The organism is Subsaxibacter sp. CAU 1640, from assembly GCF_023156585.1.
Classification (GTDB): Bacteria; Bacteroidota; Bacteroidia; order Flavobacteriales; family Flavobacteriaceae; genus JBPOFM01.
Map to the genome: position 1 here is coordinate 276,360 of NZ_JALNMI010000005.1, position 20,347 is coordinate 296,706.

Annotated in this window: 16 protein-coding genes; 6 read left to right on the forward strand and 10 right to left on the reverse strand. The window is 35.9% G+C overall.

Annotated features, from left to right (window positions below):
* The 8 genes from M0G43_RS13700 to htpG all read right to left on the reverse strand — a co-directional run bounded on the left by M0G43_RS13700 (nt 1) and on the right by htpG (nt 9,856).
* Nucleotides 1-1,161, reverse strand: coding sequence for an alpha/beta hydrolase-fold protein (locus M0G43_RS13700; RefSeq protein ID WP_248027307.1), 1,161 nt, complete (start codon nt 1,159-1,161; stop codon nt 1-3).
* Between the two features lie 24 nt (nt 1,162-1,185).
* Nucleotides 1,186-2,385: a hypothetical protein gene (locus tag M0G43_RS13705; protein ID WP_248027309.1), complete on the reverse strand. Its 1,200-nt coding sequence runs from the start codon at nt 2,383-2,385 to the stop codon at nt 1,186-1,188.
* 7 nt (nt 2,386-2,392) lie between these two features.
* Nucleotides 2,393-3,211 (reverse strand): type 1 glutamine amidotransferase, encoded by an 819-nt coding sequence (locus M0G43_RS13710; protein ID WP_248027311.1) that lies wholly within the window; start codon nt 3,209-3,211, stop codon nt 2,393-2,395.
* A 10-nt stretch (nt 3,212-3,221) separates the two neighbouring features.
* Nucleotides 3,222-4,316, reverse strand: coding sequence for a carboxylate-amine ligase (locus M0G43_RS13715; protein ID WP_248027314.1), 1,095 nt, complete (start codon nt 4,314-4,316; stop codon nt 3,222-3,224).
* Between the two features lie 11 nt (nt 4,317-4,327).
* Nucleotides 4,328-5,290, reverse strand: coding sequence for a hypothetical protein (locus M0G43_RS13720; protein WP_262917181.1), 963 nt, complete (start codon nt 5,288-5,290; stop codon nt 4,328-4,330).
* Nucleotides 5,291-5,320: 30 nt separating this feature from the next.
* Entirely contained in the window at nt 5,321-6,025 is a 705-nt protein-coding gene (locus M0G43_RS13725; protein ID WP_248027316.1) for an esterase family protein, read from the reverse strand.
* Nucleotides 6,026-6,271: 246 nt separating this feature from the next.
* On the reverse strand, nt 6,272-7,444 hold the full coding sequence (locus tag M0G43_RS13730) for an LETM1-related biofilm-associated protein (RefSeq protein WP_248027318.1): 1,173 nt from the start codon (nt 7,442-7,444) through the stop codon (nt 6,272-6,274).
* A 501-nt stretch (nt 7,445-7,945) separates the two neighbouring features.
* On the reverse strand, nt 7,946-9,856 hold the full coding sequence (gene htpG, locus M0G43_RS13735) for a molecular chaperone HtpG (protein WP_248027320.1): 1,911 nt from the start codon (nt 9,854-9,856) through the stop codon (nt 7,946-7,948).
* Nucleotides 9,857-10,046: 190 nt separating this feature from the next.
* On the opposite strand from htpG, the gene M0G43_RS13740 reads away from it, so the two are divergent.
* Complete coding sequence (locus tag M0G43_RS13740) at nt 10,047-11,057, forward strand: 3-oxoacyl-ACP synthase III family protein (protein WP_248027323.1); 1,011 nt, start codon at nt 10,047-10,049, stop codon at nt 11,055-11,057.
* Between the two features lie 584 nt (nt 11,058-11,641).
* Here M0G43_RS13740 and M0G43_RS13745 read toward each other — a convergent pair.
* On the reverse strand, nt 11,642-14,128 hold the full coding sequence (locus M0G43_RS13745; protein ID WP_248027325.1) for an outer membrane beta-barrel family protein: 2,487 nt from the start codon (nt 14,126-14,128) through the stop codon (nt 11,642-11,644).
* A gap of 150 nt (nt 14,129-14,278) precedes the next feature.
* Between M0G43_RS13745 and M0G43_RS13750 the strand changes: the two genes are divergently transcribed.
* Complete coding sequence (locus tag M0G43_RS13750) at nt 14,279-14,641, forward strand: CoA-binding protein (RefSeq protein ID WP_248027327.1); 363 nt, start codon at nt 14,279-14,281, stop codon at nt 14,639-14,641.
* Here M0G43_RS13750 and M0G43_RS13755 read toward each other — a convergent pair.
* Nucleotides 14,628-16,097: a sodium:solute symporter gene (locus tag M0G43_RS13755; RefSeq protein WP_248027329.1), complete on the reverse strand. Its 1,470-nt coding sequence runs from the start codon at nt 16,095-16,097 to the stop codon at nt 14,628-14,630. The genes M0G43_RS13750 and M0G43_RS13755 overlap by 14 nt on opposite strands.
* A 137-nt stretch (nt 16,098-16,234) precedes the next feature.
* On the opposite strand from M0G43_RS13755, the gene recR reads away from it, so the two are divergent.
* The 4 genes from recR (at nt 16,235) to M0G43_RS13775 (ending at nt 20,322) form a co-directional block, all read left to right on the forward strand.
* A complete protein-coding gene (gene recR, locus M0G43_RS13760; protein ID WP_248027331.1) occupies nt 16,235-16,852 on the forward strand; it encodes a recombination mediator RecR in 618 nt (205 codons plus the stop codon).
* Nucleotides 16,853-16,858: 6 nt separating this feature from the next.
* Nucleotides 16,859-17,956 carry a glycosyltransferase family 2 protein gene (locus M0G43_RS13765; RefSeq protein WP_248027334.1) on the forward strand — a complete coding sequence of 366 codons (1,098 nt, stop codon included), beginning with the start codon at nt 16,859-16,861 and terminating at the stop codon, nt 17,954-17,956.
* Nucleotides 17,957-18,075: 119 nt separating this feature from the next.
* A complete protein-coding gene (locus M0G43_RS13770; RefSeq protein ID WP_248027336.1) occupies nt 18,076-19,461 on the forward strand; it encodes a dihydrolipoamide acetyltransferase family protein in 1,386 nt (461 codons plus the stop codon).
* A gap of 84 nt (nt 19,462-19,545) precedes the next feature.
* Nucleotides 19,546-20,322 carry a 3'-5' exonuclease gene (locus M0G43_RS13775; protein ID WP_248027705.1) on the forward strand — a complete coding sequence of 259 codons (777 nt, stop codon included), beginning with the start codon at nt 19,546-19,548 and terminating at the stop codon, nt 20,320-20,322.
* Nucleotides 20,323-20,347 lie beyond the last annotated feature (25 nt).

A 20,347-nucleotide genomic window follows, 5' to 3' on the forward strand; every position in this document is an offset into this window, starting at 1 on the left:
TTACTCTTTATCTGCCCAGTAGGAGATTTCAAATTCAAAGGAACTTGTCTTTTCGGGGTTGATGTAGACATTATCAGAGCCACCATTCAATTTTACGCCGCCTTCAGTTTCCCAATTGCCTCGGGTAAATTTAAATTCAGCTGGAGATTTTAAATTGAGTTTAATGCTTCTCTGAAAATCAGATATACGTTGCATTTTAACTTCACTAGGGTTCCAATTCCCTAAAGCCTGTTGATTTCCTGTGATATAAACATCATCTTCCTTATTCAGGACTTTCAAGTTAATTGTGACTTCATAAGATTTTGAAGAAAGATTCGGAAGAAATTCATCACGCATCTTAAAATAGGATTTGAAGCCATACATTAAACTTGGTGCAAAAGTAGGCCAATGGCTTTCTTCTGGAAATTCTTTGATGACGCTAGTCAATTTGTCTGATGGCACTGAATTATTTAAAAATTCATAGACTTTATTTCTTGCAGGCAACCATTCTTTCCAATAATTGATACCTTCATCAGCATTACTTAAATAAACAAAGTTTTTATGAGCTAGTTTTTGATAATCAAATTGTTTAAACTCATCGACCATCCGTTCTTTATCAAATGCAAAATTTGGTGAAATTGCAAAGTAAGCATCAAACAGATTTGGGCTTTTAAACATTGAATATAATATGAATGAGGCACTTAAGGAATGCCCTATAGCGATACGGCTATGTTTGGTTCGATAATGACTATACATATAAGGAATAACTTCTTTTTCTACGTATCCTAAAAAATTGTCAGCATTGCCACTGTATCCGTTATAAAAAGTCTTTGGGTCTTCGTGTAATGGAGCAGGCAACATATCATTGTTTCTGCTATAATCCAAACTTTCAATATAGGTTGACATAATACCAACAACTATAAAATTGCTGGAAGGAGCAGTAAAATTCAACAATGAATGTACCAAATCAAAAAACTCCCTACTTTGAGCATCAAAAACATAGACGACTTCATAATGTGTCAATGAATTATCATCATAATAACTAGGTGTGTAAATCAACATATGCCTTTGTTGATTCAATTGCTTCGAATCAATGGTAATCTCTTCGATGCGAGGCATCTCTTGGCTGAAAACAGAACTGAATGCTAGAAAAAGCATCAAAAAGAAAAAACGGAAATTCATAAGCGATATATTAAAAATGGAAATTTATCCTTCAAAAAACCCAGTACTGCCGCCTACCCAAGTTTTGTCTTTGTTGTATTTGACACCGACCATTTCGCCTTTGCTCAAGCGCATTAGATTACTTACGATTTGGGTTTTGTTGGTTTGAGAATTGTGAAGCAACATCATTCGGATTTCACATTTGGCTGGCACATCCATTGTTTCAATGATAGGAGCGTAAGCCACCTTTTCTTGAAGCAAGTAATTCGATTTGTCTTTGATGTCGTCAATCATTTCCTTGGTAACGTGAATCTGTACACCTGCACCAGCAAAGGAATATAATGGCTTCAAAACATAATTTTCCAAGTCAGAAGGGATGGTTTCGAGTTTGTTGAGGTAATAGGATTTCGGCACATAATCGCCTTTCAAAAGAGGCATCGTGTATTTACTAATACGGAAGAACCAATTGGGATGTCCTACCCATTCAATGTCCACATCATCCTGAAAACTGAATTCCGTCTTTAAATCTTGTCGCTGATTCAGTTCGTCAAAAATGATTCGGTTGTAAACTCTTTTAATTTGAATGTCATTGCCATTATCATCTTTGTAAAACAGATTTTTGCCACGTTTGATTAGTTTGGTAATGCATAACACCTTGATGCCAAGCGCTTTTTCTGTCGCAAAGAAATCGATAGCTGTGGCTTGTTTTTCTGGTTCTATCTCAAGCAATACGACTTGTTTTGGGTCAGCATCGCCTACAATTTCCTGTCGTAATAATTCCACATAATCAGTACTGGTCATTCCATATAAATGCTGTGAAAAATCCTTTGGAATACCATCATAATGCTTGCGGTACATACGTCCCAATAACTCCTGAAAAAAATATAGGGAAGGAAATCCTTGAAGCTCTATCAACTTCGGTGTTGGGTTGCCATCTTCATCAAGGCAGATTCCAAAATCCAGCTGAATAAATTTGGACTGTGCATCTTCATTGGGAACACGCATACTGTCCTCAAAAAAGGCACCTTCGGTCAATTCTTTAAAATTCGGCTGATTGATGACTTTCATAATATCATCACAAGCCGTTACCAGTCGCTCTTTCAATTCCTTCGGAATAAATGCAGGCGTTTCACAAATCTTAAATGCGGGTTTGTAATTGTAAGTCGTTACAATATCATCTTGAAGATTTTGGTATTTTTCTTCAGAAAACTGTGCATTAAACGCTTTGCGAATGGCTGGTATCATCAGTAAATCAAGAAATTAGTTGATGTGTGTTGTGGTGAATGGCTTCGGTGATGAATTTTGGCAAAATCACACTATAAGTTCTGATGATTTTATCCTCATCATCCATTTTGTCCATCATATCATTGTATTTGGCTTCGCCATAATTTGTAATCACTTTTTGGCGATTGACTGCTTCCGAAAAATGGGCATACATACCCACTGGGTCGGCTTCCGGATGGAATTGCGTACCGACAAACTCTTCAGAAAATCGAACAGCCATAATGGCACGTTCATACTCCACGTGTGTTCTTATTTTTTCAAGGCTCAAAATCTTACAGCCTTTTTCCTTAAAAACTTTCAATCGAGGTTGAATCAACTGCCAACTTCTGGAATCTACTGCCCAAAATGGGTCGTCCAGTCCGTCAAGCATTCGGTCTTTAATACCTTCTTTAGTTTTATGTACAGGCATAATTCCGAAAGACGTGCTCTTTCTTGGTTTCATCTCACCCAATTGAAAATAATCACAAACCACTTGGAATGAATAGCAAATCAAGAAGACATATTTTTTCTCTTCGGATGAATTCTTATTGAAATCCCATAGATTTTGAATCAAATCTAGATAAGGCTGCCTCCAAGTGCCTTCTTCTAAAGGGCTTCCTGGTCCACCACTGGAAATATAAATGTCATAAGATAAATCGGGCAATTCATTCTTTGCCCTTACATTGTAGATTTTAAAATCAACTTCCTTGTTGAATGATTTGGCAATATCCGCAATACAACGCAACCCTTGGTTGGGCTCATCGTTGTTCATATCCAAAATTGCCATTTTTACTTTTTGCTTCTGCATCTTCTCTTTTCTATGTTCCCAAAATAGTTTGCTCTACAATGTAGTCAACCACTTTGGTCAAATCTTTTGTCTCTGCAAAGATAGCCAATTGTCGGTCAGCACCTGTACCATTTTTGATCATAGTTTTAACGTGCTCAATCTCTTTTCTGGAACCTAATTCATCTACCACATCATCCACAAAATCAAGAAGTTCTTGCATCAATTCTCGAGTATCAACTTCACATTCCTTACCAAAATCAATCATCCTGCCATCAAGACCATAACGGCTGGCACGCCATTTATTTTCGTTGATAAGTGCTCTGTGGTACAACATAAAATTGAGGTTTTGAGTGCGCAACTTATACAGTTTTGCCACCAATGCCTGTATCAATGCCGAAATGCTCAAAGTTTCTTCAATGGTCATTGGCACATCACAAATTCGAACTTCCAAAGTCGGAAAGAATGGATGCATACGAATGTCCCACCAAATTTTCTTCGGATTATCGATACATTTTGTTTTGACAAGCAAATCTATATAATGATGATATTCTGCAACCGTCTGAAAAACGCCAGGTATACCGGTTCTAGGGAATTTATCAAAAACCTTCGAACGAAAGGACTTGAAACCTGTATTTCGACCTTCCCAAAATGGTGAGTTAGTTGACAATGCATACAAATGGGGTAAAAAGTAACGCATAGCGTTGGTCAAATGCAGGCACATTTGTTTATCCTCAATCCCAACGTGCACGTGCAATCCGAAAATCAAATTGGAACGAGCCGTATCCTGCAATTCATTGACAATCTCGTCATAGCGTGGATTGGGTGTAATGAGCTGTGTCTCCCATTTGGTAAAAGGATGTGTTCCAGCAGCTCCAATGTTGAATCCCAAATCTTTGGCAATGCTCGATATGGATTTGCGAAGATGAGTAATCTCTTGGCGTGCTTCGGTGATGTCGTTGCAAATATTAGTACCTACTTCCACCACAGCTTGGTGCATTTCAGCCTTTACTTGCTCATTCAATACTTTCGCCGCTTCGGTAACAATCTGCTGGTCGTGAGATACTAATTCTCTGGTATTCGGGCAGATGACCTGATACTCTTCTTCAATACCTATTGTGAAGTTCATAGAGAAATCTATTATTTAAAAGTTGTCTTTTTGCCAGTAATTTGGTCTTTTACAAAAGTTCCCCAAGTAAGGTTCATTTTGCCTTTTTTGTACTGTTTTGCTTTTTCAATGGCCATATTGGCTGCATTCTCAACAATCCAATCAAAATTTTCTTGACCTACTGAATTGACATCAGCATCTGGCGCAGGATTACAGAAATCAATCGCATAAGGAATGCCATCTCTTACGGCAAACTCTACGGTATTGAAATCATAACCCAATGCTTTATTTAAGCGAATGCAATACTTTCTAACCGTATCAAGTAATTTCTTTTGAACCGGTGGACCATCAATCACATATCTTAAATGATGCGGATTTCTCGGTTCATACTGCATAATATGTACATTTTCAGTATTTAAAACATAACATCTGAAATATTCGGTAAAGATGATTTCCTCTTGAAGCATCATTACCAAATGTTCAGTTTCGCCGTGTTTTTTCCATAAATCCTCTGGGCTTTCAACTTTATAAACACTTTTCCAACCACCACCATCGTGTGGTTTCATATAGGCAGGAAAACCGATGGTTTCAAACATATGTTCCCAAGCAAAAGGGAATTTCATATTTCTAAATGATGTTTCTTGTGTATTTGGCGGACGATGGGATGTTGGTAAAATAAAGGTTTTCGGTACAGGAACACCAACGGTTTCTGCCAATCCGTTATTAAAGAACTTTTCATCAGCACTCCACCAGAATGGATTATTGATGACAGCAGTTCCTGAAAGTGCAGCATTCTTTAGGTATGCTCTATAAAAAGGCACGTCTTGGGAGATTCTATCAATAATGACTGCATAATCGGTAGGTTTTGCTTGCTCAACCATTTCGATGGAAACAGCTTCTGCCTTTATGTCTTTCAAACCTTTTTCATTGACTCTATCTATAAATGCCTGCGGAAAGGTATTCTCCATTCCGAATAAGATGCCTATTTTTTTCATAATGTATTAAGATGTAATGTTAGTTGATGATTATAATTTTGATAAATAGTGTGGAAACATATCTCTCCAAATGGGCCAGTCGTGTTTGGCCCATTTGCGTTCGTCATACCAGAAAGGAATGTTTTTAGAGCGTAAAATATCGGCCATTTGCTTATTGGCGTCCAAACAAATATCCCATTCGCCTACGCCAAGAATGATTTTCATATTCCAAAGGTCCGGATGGTCATTGCCAGGCATAAAATCAACAGGATTATTAAAGTAAGCATTGGTATCATAATAACCATCCAGAAATGATTTGATGTCAAAAGCACCACTCATACTGAACATATGACTGACACTTTCGGGATGTCGAAATGCGAAATTAGCAGCCTGATAGCCTCCAAAACTTGGTCCTGCCACAGCTACTTTTGGTATTTTTTTCTCCTCACGAATGCGATGTACAAGTTCATTCATAATGAATTCATCATACCACATATGATTTCTTATTCGGTCAGCAGGATGGATATTTTTATTATACCAACTTAACTCGTTGATACTATCTGGGCAATAGATTTGAACAAGACCTTCGTTGAGAAACCACGCAACAGAGTCTATCAATTTCATATCATAACATTCGTTGTGTTTCCCCATTGTGGTAGGGAACAAAATCACTGGATAGCCTGCGTGCCCAAATACAAGCATTTCTATGTCGGTACTCAAGGTTGGTGAATACCATTTAAAATGTTCTTTTTTCAAAAAAAGTGAGTTTTTAGTTAATTAATTTAAAATCAAAGCAAATTTGAAAATGTGCCAGCTTTCTCTTTTCTCTATCAATTTATGATTATTTAGTTTCTAATCAAAATATGTAGAACAATATAGGTTTTTTAACTGAAATTGTAATTGAATGGCAATGCTTTATTTTAGAATTATGAAAAAGAGAATAATCAACTTTAAATAGATTGATTTTTTAGATAGAAATCAATAAATGTGGATATTTCTTCCTTAATCTTCAATTCTGTTTTCGTCAAATGATGATGGCAATAGTTTTGGAATGAACTTTACAAAGAGAGGCAAAAGAATGGCACCACCTGGCAGCATAAATATGGCAAGACTTGGAATGGACTTGATGATGTCTAGCAACTGTTCATTTACCTTTTTTTGTTCTTCAGGAGAAAGCGTCTTGGTTGTGGATTTAGTAAGTAGGTACATCAACTCTTTGCTTTCTCTCAATTCCTTTAAAAGACGTTTACTGTTTCTATTTATTAGTTTTATGACCATTTTACTCGAATTGTCATAAAAACTTTGGGCAAGATTTTTTTTGGTCAACAATGGGATTTGGTCTTTATTACTGATGTAAAATATGTTGATGTCATTAATGGCGTGCAATATGACTTCTTCTTTCAACTCTAAATCGTTTCCTAACTGATTCAAAAACTCAAGTTCTTTGTGGTCAATCTCCTTATCCGTCCACGAAGCCATACAGGCGATGTCTAAAGCATAATATTTTTCTAATGGATTCTGGATATATTTTATTACATCATTATAAGTGGTATTTTCAGCATATTGATAACGAAGCGATGATTCAAAAAGTTTGATGAGACTCTCATCATATTTGGTTTTATTGGTTTTCAGTTCGAATAAAGTAAGAGCAATTGTTTCAATGGTCAATTCCATATCCTTTAAATAAGTGTCAGAAATGGAACTAGAAGATAAATACTTTTGATATGCCAAAATATCTATAAATAACAGAGCATTTGTGATAAAATAGCTGAAGTTTTTGGTCAATAAATTATCGTCAATATGAATCCTTTTATTGATAATGCCCTCCAGCAACATTGATGATTGTTTTTTACCCAATAGCCCTTGGATAAACGATTCTTTATATTCTTCGATGGCATTATAGAATTGGATGACGGATTCTACAAAATTCTTCTCTGAAGATTGTGAATTATGTATATAAAGAAGTGCCAAAATATGATTCACCTTACATAATTCTTCATCGGTCCAATCATTTTTATCAAAAACTTCATGCACAACAGCTACATTATTTCCATAGATGTAACCGCTCAACTTTAGATGATGATAAAAAGTATTGATTGGTAGTTGAAGAAAAGTTTCGTTTTTGGAAACGTCTTTGAGAAGTTTTTTTATCCAGCCGTCAGCAGAAGGATTCATTTTGTTATAAAAAGTTTTGGCAAAGATACTTTTAAAAAGGTTTATGGTGAAAATGCCACATTTATAATTTTAACATTTTTTACAAAACTGCATCGGCATTAAGTACGTAGGTATTTTAAAACTCGAAACTTATAGTTTTGATTTTTGTTTGAATTAGCTGAAAAATAAGGCTTTAGGGGTTTTGATTTGGTAATGAATTCGCATTCAAGGCCTTATTTTTCTTTTAATAAAAAAATATAATGAAAAATCTAGCTGTTAATTTAGAGGGAATTGACTGATTAGTTGCTAACAAAAAGAATTTCGCTTGAATCCTACATTCAGCGACAAGAAACCACGAGTGTGGTGGTAGTTTTTTTAGAGTTTTTTGTTAGTGGAAGGTGTCTAATTGTACTATGCAATTGGGCACTTTCTTTTTTCTAATATTTAAGACTCACAAAATAAGTTTATAAAAAAACCACTTCGGAAGTCCAAAGTGGCTTTTAAATATATAATTGAAGGGGATTATTTGATCATCTCGTAAGAACGTTTTATGAATTCACTCAATTCCTTACCTTTCAATAAACCTTGAGAAAGTCTTGCCAAGTCGAGACTTTGAGAAATCAATCGTTCTTGTTTTTTCTTTGTTTTGGTATTCAAAATTTCGCCCACTAGTTCTGAATTAGTATTCACTACAAGATTGTACATCTCTGGAAAGTTACCCATTCCGAACATTCCACCGCCACCAGTAGCTTGCATTTCTTTCATACGACGCATAAATTCTGGTTGCGTGATGATAAACGGTGAAGCGTTGCTATCCATAGCTTCCAATTGTACCATAAACTTTTCTGATGGAATGACTTCTTTCAAAACGTCTTCAAGCTCTTTTTTCTGCTCATCAGATAGCTTCGAAATCTTGGTGTCTTCTTTTTTGATGAGGTTATCTATATGGTCTGCATCCACACGGGCGAATGAAATGTTCTCTTTGGATGTTTCCAGTTTTTGCATCAAATGGCTCACAATCGGCGAATCGAGCAACAACACCTCATATCCTTTCGCTTTTGCAGCTTCAATGTAGCTGTGTTGTGCATCTTCGTTTGAAGCGTAAAGAATTACGGTTTTGTTATCTTTATCTGTTTGGCTGTCCTTGATTTTTTCAATCAATTCATCCCAAATGTAATGTTTGCCATCAACTGTTGGATACAATGCAAAAGCATCAGCTTTTTCAAAGAATTTATCTTCTGACAACATTCCGTATTCGATAACTATTTTGATATCGTCCCATTTCTTTTCAAAATCTTCGCGATTTTCATTGAAAAGCGATTTCAATTTATCGGCAACTTTACGAGTAATGTAAGATGAAATCTTTTTCACGTTGCCATCAGCCTGAAGGTACGAACGCGAAACGTTCAAAGGAATGTCTGGTGAATCGATAACACCACGTAGCATCGTCAAGAATTCTGGTACAATGCCTTCAACATTGTCAGTAACGAACACTTGATTTTGATACAATTGAATTTTATCCTTTTGAATGTTTAAATCATTCGTCATTTTAGGGAAATATAAAATTCCCGTTAGGTTGAATGGATAATCCACATTTAAATGAATGTTGAATAATGGTTCCTCAAATTGCATAGGATACAATTCTCTGTAGAACTCTTTATAATCTTCATCTTTTAGATCCGTTGGTTGTTTTGTCCAAGCTGGATTTGGATTATTGATGATGTCATCAACAGTGATTTTTTTGTGAGGTTCTTTAGTTTCCTTTCCATCTTTGTCTTGTATGGTTTTTGGTTCAAAGTCTGGGTCGTTGATCTCCTTGGTTCCAAACTTGATTGGAATAGGCATAAACTTATTGTATTTCATCAACAAACCTCTGATTTTTGATTCTTCCAAGAACTCGGTTGAATCATCAGCAATATGAAGGATGATTTCTGTGCCTCTGTCAGTTTTGTCAGAAGGTTCAAGTGTAAATTCTGGAGAACCATCACAAATCCAATGCGCAGCTGGTTCATCTTTGTAAGATTTGGTGATGATTTCAACTTTATTGGCAACCATGAAAGCTGAATAAAAACCTAAACCAAAATGTCCGATGATGCCTGCATCTTTTCCAGCATCTTTGTATTTATCCAAAAACTCTTCTGCTCCAGAAAAAGCGATTTGATTGATATATTTTTCAACCTCTTCTGCAGTCATACCAATACCTTGGTCGATGATGTGAAGTTTTTTACCTTCTTTATCAATTTTAACTTCGATCATTGGCTTGCCATATTCAACTTTAGCTTCGCCAATGCTGGTCAAATGTTTAAGTTTTAAGGTTGCATCAGTCGCATTACTGATAAGCTCGCGCAAGAAAATTTCGTGGTCACTGTAAAGAAATTTTTTAATCAGCGGAAAGATGTTTTCTACCGAAACGTTGATATTTCCTTTTGTCATGATATATATGTTTATATTAAATTTTAATGATTTTTCCTGTAAGGACAAAAAAAGTACCAATGACAAAAATGTGACAAACTGACATTTTTGGGTCAAAATTTTATGAACATTGCATTATTCATTAACTTGAGAAGCTTATTTTTACGTCATTCACAATGAATAAAGCTTATATTTATTAAAACTAATAAGGATGTACAATTCTAAAATAATCGGTTTAGGGCATTATGTGCCTGATAATGTGGTCACCAATGATGATTTATCCAAGCTTATGGATACTAATAATGAATGGATTCAGGAACGAACAGGTATCAAAGAGCGTCGTTGGGTAAAACCAAATTCTGATGATACAACAGCAACCATGGGTGTCAAAGCTGCAAAAGTAGCTATTGAGAAAGCTGGCATCGATAAAGATGATATAGATTTTATTGTGTTCGCTACTTTGAGTCCTGATATGTATTTTCCTGGCCCTGGAGTACAGGTTCAACACGCCTTGGACATAAAAACTGTAGGCGCCATCGATATCAGAAATCAATGTTCCGGATTTGTGTATGGCTTGTCGGTCGCGGACCAATTCATCAAAACTGGCATGTATAAAACCGTTCTGGTTATTGGTAGTGAATTACATTCTCGTGGTTTGGATAAAACTACCAGAGGAAGAGGAGTATCTGTGATTTTTGGTGATGGAGCGGGAGCAGCAATTTTGACCAGAGAGGAAGATACATCCAAAGGGATTTTATCTACACATTTACACTCACAAGGAGAACACGCCGAAGAGTTGGTTGTTAAGGCTCCAGGAATGGGCACACGCTGGGTAACTGATATTTTAGAGGATGATGATGCCAACGATGAAAGCTATTTTCCATATATGAATGGTCAATTTGTGTTCAAAAATGCGGTGGTTCGCTTTAGTGAAGTCATAATGGAGGGTTTGATAAAAAATAATTTGAAGAAGGAAGATATCGATATGTTGATTCCTCATCAAGCCAATTTAAGGATTGCACAATTCATTCAGAATAAATTTGGGTTGAATGATGACCAAGTATTCAACAATATCCAAAAATATGGAAATACCACAGCAGCTTCCATTCCAATCGCTTTAACGGAAGCTTGGGAAGAAGGCAAAATAAAAGATGGTGACAGTGTAGTACTGGCGGCTTTCGGCAGTGGTTTTACTTGGGGAAGTGTGATTATCAAATGGTAAAATGAAAAAAATCCGAAACATAAATGCTTCGGATTTTCCTACTATTAATCAACTTAACTAACACTTAAACTAATTAACTATTAAAACTTATCACTTATTATTAGACGTTGAAATCTTTTATTTATTATACTGATTTTCAACTTTAACTATCAATTAACATAACAATAGAAAACCCGAAGAACTTCTTCGGGTTTTCCTCTTTTGCTATCAATCAACTTTAATCAAATTATTAGGGCATTTATGAAGTTGATAGGTTATTAGTCGGTAGATATAAAATTCGATTACGCTCAAAAATCAACTTTAACACAGTTATAACAAAAGTCCGAAGCAAACGCTTCGGACTTCATATATAAAACACTTTGTAGGACTGAACTTTAATTAAAAAAGAAGGCTAATTCAAATTAATTTAAATTCGTTAGGAGTGCTTATATAAAAGACGGGTCAGAATTAACTTTATTACAGTTGTTTAAAAACTTTAACACTTTTTGATTAAAAACCCGAAACGGTGAAGCTTCGGGTTTTCTATTCGATAACCAAACATTAACACTAACCATCAACTATTATGTTAGCTATCAAATGTAATTTTACATAAAGCCTCCGCCTCCAGAGGCTTCATTGTCATCTCTATTTTTTCGCTGTAAAGCTCTGTATTTGTTGCCTCCAAAACGATACGAGAAACCAATATTCCATGCATTGCTTTCCCAATTAAACTGTCCTACTTGTGGTGTAGGTCTATCGCCTTCAAACTCAAACTTCATAGTGTTGAAAATGTCACTGTAGTTGAAGCTAAATGTTGCTCTCTGGTCTTCCATAAAGGAATAGCGCAGTCCTGTATTGACCATAAACATTGGTTTTCTGTTGAATTGCAGCCCTTCTTCGCGTCCACGATACATTCCAAAAATAGATAGATTGAGTTTTTTAGTGACGCTGAAATTATTGAACATTCTAAAATTATAAACCACATTGTCCGCTTCGACGGTTTGTCTAATGATGTCGTCTGCAGTTGCAACTTCTGTTGGAACGGTCAATACCTCTGCAATACCTTTTTGTTTTCTTGAATAAAGGTCAAAACTTGCATTGAAATTCCACCATTTGGTAGGCCTCATATTTCCACTTAATTCCAATCCAAAAGCAGTGGTATTGTCAAAATTATCATAGGTCAAGATATTCTTATTGACATCCAATCGGTCGATAAACACGGCTCTATTAATTTCATCTTCCACAATTCTGTAAAAAACACCTGCTGTGATGGAACCTTTTTCAAGTTTTCTGGTATAATTCGCCTCCATAGAGTTGGTGAATTGTGGCTGCAATTCTGTATTTCCAAAAGATGAGATAAGCGGTGTGCTCCATTCTCTAATGGGATTCACTTGTTGCAGACCTGGTCTATCGACACGGCGACTGTAGCTTACTTGATATGAATTTTTTTCACTAGGATTATATGTAACAAAAACCGATGGATATACCTGAAAGTAATCATTTTCAAAAGGAACTATATCTGTAGAATTTTCAAGAGTTCTTACGGCATTCGCATCTTCCATAACACTTTCGGCTCTTAAACCTACTTGATAACTCCACTTCTCAAAAGTTTTGCCATATGTGGCATATAATGAATAGATATCTCTTTTATAATCAAAATCAGTTTGAGGCGTTGGGATATATTCGTCTCCGTTGTTTGGAATATTGTCCTGATTTTCGTTTACAGAAAGTCCTGTTGAAGAATAATCGATTTTTGTGTCAAACAATCTAGCTTCTCCACCAAATTCCAATTTCGCTTTTTCAGATAACGGGTTGACATAATCCACATTGATTGTGGTTTGATCTCTCTCTGTATCAACGAAATCTTGATAGTTCGGAGGAAAAGAGAAATTTACAAAGCTGAAATTAGAGTCTTCATTTTGTTCAAACACATTATAGTCAACTTCAACATCTAGTTTTTCGCCTTCTTTCTTGAACTTATGATTGTATACCGCATTATATTGAGACGAAATATTATCTGCGACGTTATCAAACAATTGATATTGCAATGGTTCGTCTACGTATTCTACTGTTGTTAAACCAGTAGCTTTACCATCATAAATATTCTGATTTGTAAAAAACGAAATAGTGTTGTTGTCATTCATATAAAAATCCAATCCAACTTTATATAAGTGCGATTTGTTGTTGTTGAAGAAATTGAAACCTTGCACAGAATTATCATCTAGACGTTCGATAGTACCAAAGTTGTCATATTTACCTGTATTGTTTCCATAGTTACCATAAAGATTGAACTTTCCATTTCGGTAATTTACATCGACAGAACCATTGAATTTTGCATAAATTTCTTTTGTGAGGCCCAAATTTACGTTGCCATTAAATCCAATATTGGTGTTCTTGTGAAGAATGATATTGATGATACCACTCATTCCCTCTGGATTGTATTTGGCTGAAGGATTGGTAATCAATTCAATTTGTTTTATGGAGCTTGATGGTATTTGTTTGAGGAGTTGCGCTACAGGAACATTTGATAGTTTCCCGTCGACCATAACTCTTACATTTTCATTTCCTCGAAGACTGATGTTCCCTGTTTGTTGGTCGACGTTTACAGACGGCAGATTGTTCATAATATCTGAAGCTGATGCACCAGCAGTTGTCAAGTCTTTTCCTATAGTTATAACCTTTCTGTCTACCTTTTGTTGAATAGTACTGACTTCGGCTACAACGGTCACTTCATCTAAACTCGCAACATCTTCTTCCAGAAGAATATCTCCTAAATTGATATCATAACTCTTATTCCCAATTTCAATAGCTTTTGATATAGTTTTAAAACCTATATATTGAATGCTTACAGTAACTTTTCCTTCTGGAATTTTCTTGATTTCAAATGTTCCGTCATCTTTGGTAATTCCTCCAGTAATGGTCTCATTGGAAGAAGATTTAATAATGACATTTACGTAAGGAAGCGGCTCGTTTAAAGAGGCATCCATAACACGTCCAGAAACTGAACCATCTCGAAGGTCTGTTTGAGATGGTGGTTGCGCGTTCATGATAATTGAAAACATAAACGCACACAAAAGAATAATTTTTTTCATTTTTTGATTGATAGTTAGTGCCATGAGGTCGGTCAAAGCAAGTTAATTTTAATACAACTGATTAGGTTGTTACTTCATAGACGCTTAAATTTGAATCGTGTTACTCTTTTTAACAGAACTTAACACGCTTTTAACATAGCTTACTATTTTATGAAAAAGAAAACATTGGTTTTTGGAGCCTCAACAAATCCAAGCAGATATTCTTATTTAGCAATTAATAGATTGGTAAATAACGGTCATGAAGTCGTGGCATTTGGCTTGAAAGAAGGAACGGTTGCAGGGACTTCGATTGATATCTCATTGCAACAATATAATGATGTTGATACCATAACACTTTATATGAATCCGCAACGTCAGAAGGAATTTTATAAGTATTTAGTTTCATTGAAGCCAAATCGGATCATCTTTAATCCAGGAACAGAAAATCCCGAATTCTATAATATATTGAAGGAACATGGTATTGATTACGAAGTGGCTTGTACACTAGTGCTTTTAAGCATTAATCAATATTAATAACTGGTTCTATTTTTGTTTTTATAGAAATTATCAAAAGTCCAATAAAGGTTAGGAAACCATTCAATATAAGTATGAAAAATCCAAATTCGAAGCCAAACCACTTAAGGCTATTCACACTTATGATATAGGATAGGATAGGCGACAAAATTGCAATGATTGGCACAAATACATCTTTTACATTTAGTCTTGTGAAAAGCCCGAAGGCATAAAGGCCCAAAAGAGGTCCATAAGTATATCCAGCAAATACAAATAAACGTTCTATCACTGATGCATCATCTACCAAATATTTGAAACCTACCATAATGATTATAAAAAGTATTGAAAATCCTATATGTATAAGCTTTCTTACTTTTTCCTGAAGCATTTTATCATATTTCTTCTCGATATCAATAATATCAATACAAAAGGATGTAGTCAGTGCTGTCAAGGCACCATCAGCGCTGCTATAAGCTGCCGCAATAAGTCCCAAAATGAAAACGGTTGCCAATCCAATACCTAGATCAGACTGTGTGGCGATTGTAGGGAACAATAAATCCTTCTGTGCATCAATTCCTTGTTGTTTTGCATAAAGGGTCAGCAATAAACCTAGAACCAAAAAGAGCATATTGGCAAGCACTAAAATCCCTGTAAACCAGAACATGTTTTTTTGGGCGTCCTTAAGATTTCTACAAGTTAAATTTTTCTGCATCATATCTTGGTCAAGTCCAGTCATCACGATTGTAATGAAGGCTCCACTCAAAAACTGTTTCCAAAAATAATTAGCGCTTTTGATATCATCAAAAAAGAAAATTTGTGACAATTCACTTTCACTTACATAACTAATCAAATTTGAGCCAGAAACTCCTAAACCGTCAGAAACATAATAAATGGCATAACCAACAGCAGATAACATAAATAATGTTTGAAGTGTGTCTGTCCAAACAATTGTTTTAATCCCACTTCTGAAGGTGTAAAGCCATATTAGGGCAATGGTAATTGAAACCGTCGCCCAAAAAGGAATGTTCATACTGTCAAAAACTAAACTTTGCAATACAATGGCCACCAAATAAAGTCTAAAACTTGCGCCGATGGTTCTTGAAAGTATGAAAAATGAAGCACCTGTTTTATATGAAAACCTACCAAATCGTTCTTCGAGATAGGTATAAATTGTGGTAAGGTTTAAACGATAATATAACGGCAAAAGCACAAGCCCAACAACCAGGTAGCCTAAAATGTAACCCAAAACCACTTGGTAATAACCGAACTTTGATGCTTCAACCCATCCAGGCACTGATATAAAGGTAACTCCAGATAAAGATGCACCTATCATCCCAAAAGCGACAACATACCATGGTGACTGTCTATTTGCCTTAAAAAATGTATCATTGTCTGCGGTTTTACCGGTAAAATAGGATATCAGAATCAGGACTCCGAAGTAAGCGGCAATCAACAATAAAATAAATGTAGGAGACATAGATTTGTGTTTTCAGAAACAATATTAAGTAATTTTAAAAGAAGTTGAACTGCATTTCAACAATTGATTGTGTATTGCACACCAAAACATTCTTGAATTCGTGGAATTATTTTCCTTAAAATCGTAATTTCGCAACCATGGAATTTTCTTCAAAACTTCTCGAAAAAGCAGTCAACGAAATGTCTCAATTGCCAGGAGTTGGTAAGCGTACAGCATTGCGTTTGGTGCTGCATTTATTGCGTCAACCTGCAGATCAAACTAATTTGTTGGCATCTGCGTTACAAACAATGCGTAGTGAGATTAAGTTCTGTAAAAGTTGTCACAATATCAGTGACACAAATCTTTGCGACATTTGTGCCAATCCGCATAGAACAGAAGATATTGTTTGTGTTGTTGAAGATATAAGAGATGTAATGGCCATTGAAAATACTAGCTCTTTCAGAGGATTGTATCACGTGTTAGGTGGAAAAATTTCTCCGATGGATGGCATCGGTCCAAACGATTTGAATATCGCTTCATTGGTCGAAAAAGTAAAACAAGGAAAAATAAAGGAACTTATTTTTGCGTTAAGTTCCACTATGGAAGGTGATACTACAAACTTTTACATATTCAAACAAATTCAAGGGCTTGATGTCGTTACTACCACCATCGCTCGTGGCATTTCTGTTGGCAATGAATTGGAGTATACAGACGAGGTAACACTCGGTCGTAGTATAATGAATCGCATTCCTTTTGAATCTTCACTAAAACTTTGATGTTTCTTGCAGCTTTCGGTTGTCATACTCAATTATAATGTTCGCTACTTTTTGGAGCTATGCCTGAAAAGTGTGGAGGCTGCCATTAAAGATTTGGATGCTGAAATCATTGTGGTTGACAATCATTCGAGCGATGATAGCTGTCAAATGGTGAAAAATCTTTTCCCAAAGGTTGTTTTAATTGAAAACAAAGAAAATTATGGGTTTTCAAAAGGAAATAATCTAGGTGTTGCTAAAGCGACAGGGGACTATGTGTGTATTCTCAATCCTGATACGGTTGTGGCTGAAGATACATTCAAAATTTTGCTGAATTACGCACAGTCCATTCCGAGATTGGGAATTGTTGGTTGCAAACTCATTGATGGTAAAGGTCATTTTCTTCCAGAAAGCAAACGAAATGTTCCAACGCCTTGGGTTTCCATCAAGAAGATTTTGGGAAGCTCAAATTCTTATTACGCAAATCATTTAAATGAAAATGAAACAGGCGAGGTTGATATTCTTGTTGGTGCGTTTATGCTATTAAAGCGAAATGCATACAATGAAATCAATGGTTTTGACGAGGACTATTTTATGTATGGAGACGATATGGATTTGTCTTATCGCGTCAGCAAAGCTGGATATCAAAACTATTATAATCCTTCAACCACAATCATTCATTTTAAGGGTGAAAGTACACTTAAGGATAAAGTGTATGCCAAGCGTTTTAACGAAGCAATGCAGATTTTCTTTAAGAAACATTTCAAGCCAAATACGATTTACAACACCTTAATATGGTTTGGTGTAAAAGTAATAACCCTTTTAAATCTTCAGCCGAAAACAAAGGAAACTATTGTGAATGAATATATGTTGATGAGTGATGTCCCAAACGATGCTCTAAATTCAAAATTGAGGAAACCAATTCGTTTATATTCAAAAGATTCAGAATTAAAAGACAATCAGCAAATCATTTTTGATGCAAATTTTATCTCTTTCAAAGACATCATAGATTTCATTCACACCTCAAGAAAAGAGGCCGAATTAAGTTATAAGATTCTACCTCAAAATGCTCAATTTATTATTGGTAGCAATAGTTCGAAAGGCAGAGGAGAAGTTCTTGAATTTTAAAAAAGTGAAGTTTTTATATGGATTACATCGTTGTAAATTCTGATGAATTTATAAGGAAGTCTGTCATTTTTCATTAATTTTGCAGTGCGATTAAATAAAATTACCATTACAATACATATATGGCAAAATTTGAACTGAAGCTCCCTAAAATGGGAGAGAGTGTTGCAGAAGCAACTATCACATCTTGGTTGAAAAATGTTGGAGATACCATAGAGGCTGATGAGGCTGTGTTGGAAATTGCTACAGATAAAGTTGATAGTGAAGTGCCAAGTGAAGTTGAAGGTATATTGGTGGAAAAACTCTTTAATGTTGATGATGTTGTCCAAGTTGGTCAAACCATCGCCATCATTGAAACTGAAGCTTCTGGAGCAGTTGCTGAATCAGCTCCAAAAGTAGAAAAAACGGAAACGGTTGCAGCAGAATCTGCTTCAGTTGCGCAAGTTGCCCAAACTGTTGAAACTGCAAAGACAGCTGTAGCTGCGGTAACGTCTTCAGAAGACCGTTTTTATTCACCATTGGTAAGAAATATTGCAAAACAAGAAGGAATTTCTCAAGCTGAATTGGATGCTATTTCAGGTACAGGAAAGGATGGACGTGTTACGAAAGATGACATTCTTTCTTACTTAGATAATAAAGACAAGCAGCCAGTTCAAGTTCAACAAGCTGTTCAAACTCCTGCAGCGAAGGCGCCAGAACAAGGACAACCCGCTAAAGTTCAGGATGCTCCAAAAGTGGCTGCTCAACAAGCAAATGGTGCTGAAAAACCAAAAGCTGCGCCAGCGATTGCAAGTGGTGATGACGAAATAATAGAAATGACCAGAATGGGCAAATTGATTGCACATCATATGGTGGAATCGGTTCAAACGTCGGCACACGTACAAAGTTTTATTGAAGCTGATGTAACTGAAATTTGGAATTGGAGAAATAAAGTTAAAGATGAATTCTTGAAGCGTGAAGGTGAAAACCTGACATTTACGCCAATATTTATGGAAGCCGTGGCGAAAGCTTTGAAAAAGTTTCCAATGATGAATATTTCAGTTCAAGGAGATAGCATTATCAAAAGAAAGCATATCAATCTTGGTATGGCTGCAGCCTTGCCAGATGGTAACCTGATTGTTCCTGTCATCAAGGATGCAGACCAACTTAATTTGGTCGGAATGACCAAACGTGTGAATGATTTGGCAAACAGAGCCAGATTGAATCAATTGAAACCAGATGACATTCAAGGCGGCACTTATACCGTGACAAATGTGGGAACCTTCGGAAGCATTATGGGAACTCCAATCATTAACCAGCCTCAAGTGGGTATTTTGGCGCTTGGTGCCATCAGAAAAATGCCTGCTGTAATCGAATCTCCAACAGGAGATTACGTTGGTATTCGATACAAAATGTTCTTGTCGCATTCATACGATCATCGCGTTGTAAATGGTGCGCTTGGTGGGCAATTTGTGAAAGCAGTCAAGGATTATTTGGAAGCTTGGGATGCCAATAGAGAAATATACTAGTTTGATAAACGATTAAATTTTAAAAGCACAGTTTTAAGTCTGTGCTTTTTTATTTCTGCCTATCTTTGCCAAAAATAAAAAATGATGAATCTCAATCTCACAAAACCCATCTGCTTTTTTGACCTCGAAACCACAGGAATCAATATTACAAATGATAGAATTGTAGAGATTGCTGTGTTGAAAGTGTATCCTGATGGAAGAGAGGAGCGAAAAGTTTGGGTGGTCAATCCTACCATTCCTATTCCGAAAGAAGTTAGCGAAATCCACGGAATTTGGGATGCTGATGTGGTGGATAAGCCTACTTTCAAGGAAATCTCCAAAGAGGTTTACAATATGATCAAGGACTCTGATTTGGGCGGATTTAATTCTGATAGATTCGACATTCCATTATTGGCTGAAGAAATGTTGCGTTCCGATGTCGATTTTGATATGAAAAACCGAGTTGCCATCGATGTTCAGACCATTTTCCATAAAATGGAACAACGCACCTTGGCTGCAGCTTACAAATTTTATTGTGACAAAAACCTCGATGATGCTCACAGTGCAGAGGCAGATACAAATGCTACTTATGAAGTACTAAAAGCGCAGTTGGCGAAATATGAAGAACTAGAAAACGATACCAAGTTTTTGGCAGAATTCAGTTCGCGTAAAAAATTCGCCGATTTTGCTGGATTCATCACGTTCAATAAAAAAGGGGAAGAATGTTTCTCCTTCGGAAAGCATAAGGGCAAAAAGGTTGAGGACGTGCTTAATGAAGAACCAGGTTATTTTGGTTGGTTATTGAATGCAGACTTTCCATTGTATACTAAAAAGGTATTGACTGCCATTAAGTTGAGAAATTTTAATAATAAGTTGGGTTAATTCTATTGAGAATTGATAAATCTTT

What these genes read in the sequence shown, in the direction of transcription:
- htpG (WP_248027320.1), bottom strand. Translation starts at nt 9,856, where the DNA reads ATGACAAAAGGAAATATCAACGTTTCGGTAGAAAACATCTTTCCGCTG.
- recR (WP_248027331.1), top strand. Translation starts at nt 16,235, where the DNA reads ATGGAATTTTCTTCAAAACTTCTCGAAAAAGCAGTCAACGAAATGTCT.
- M0G43_RS13710 (WP_248027311.1), bottom strand. Translation starts at nt 3,211, where the DNA reads ATGCAGAAGCAAAAAGTAAAAATGGCAATTTTGGATATGAACAACGAT.
- M0G43_RS13775 (WP_248027705.1), top strand. Translation starts at nt 19,546, where the DNA reads ATGAATCTCAATCTCACAAAACCCATCTGCTTTTTTGACCTCGAAACC.
- M0G43_RS13740 (WP_248027323.1), top strand. Translation starts at nt 10,047, where the DNA reads ATGTACAATTCTAAAATAATCGGTTTAGGGCATTATGTGCCTGATAAT.
- M0G43_RS13770 (WP_248027336.1), top strand. Translation starts at nt 18,076, where the DNA reads ATGGCAAAATTTGAACTGAAGCTCCCTAAAATGGGAGAGAGTGTTGCA.
- M0G43_RS13755 (WP_248027329.1), bottom strand. Translation starts at nt 16,097, where the DNA reads ATGTCTCCTACATTTATTTTATTGTTGATTGCCGCTTACTTCGGAGTC.
- M0G43_RS13720 (WP_262917181.1), bottom strand. Translation starts at nt 5,290, where the DNA reads ATGAAAAAAATAGGCATCTTATTCGGAATGGAGAATACCTTTCCGCAG.
- M0G43_RS13750 (WP_248027327.1), top strand. Translation starts at nt 14,279, where the DNA reads ATGAAAAAGAAAACATTGGTTTTTGGAGCCTCAACAAATCCAAGCAGA.
- M0G43_RS13705 (WP_248027309.1), bottom strand. Translation starts at nt 2,385, where the DNA reads ATGATACCAGCCATTCGCAAAGCGTTTAATGCACAGTTTTCTGAAGAA.
- M0G43_RS13715 (WP_248027314.1), bottom strand. Translation starts at nt 4,316, where the DNA reads ATGAACTTCACAATAGGTATTGAAGAAGAGTATCAGGTCATCTGCCCG.
- M0G43_RS13700 (WP_248027307.1), bottom strand. Translation starts at nt 1,161, where the DNA reads ATGAATTTCCGTTTTTTCTTTTTGATGCTTTTTCTAGCATTCAGTTCT.
- M0G43_RS13745 (WP_248027325.1), bottom strand. Translation starts at nt 14,128, where the DNA reads ATGAAAAAAATTATTCTTTTGTGTGCGTTTATGTTTTCAATTATCATG.
- M0G43_RS13730 (WP_248027318.1), bottom strand. Translation starts at nt 7,444, where the DNA reads ATGAATCCTTCTGCTGACGGCTGGATAAAAAAACTTCTCAAAGACGTT.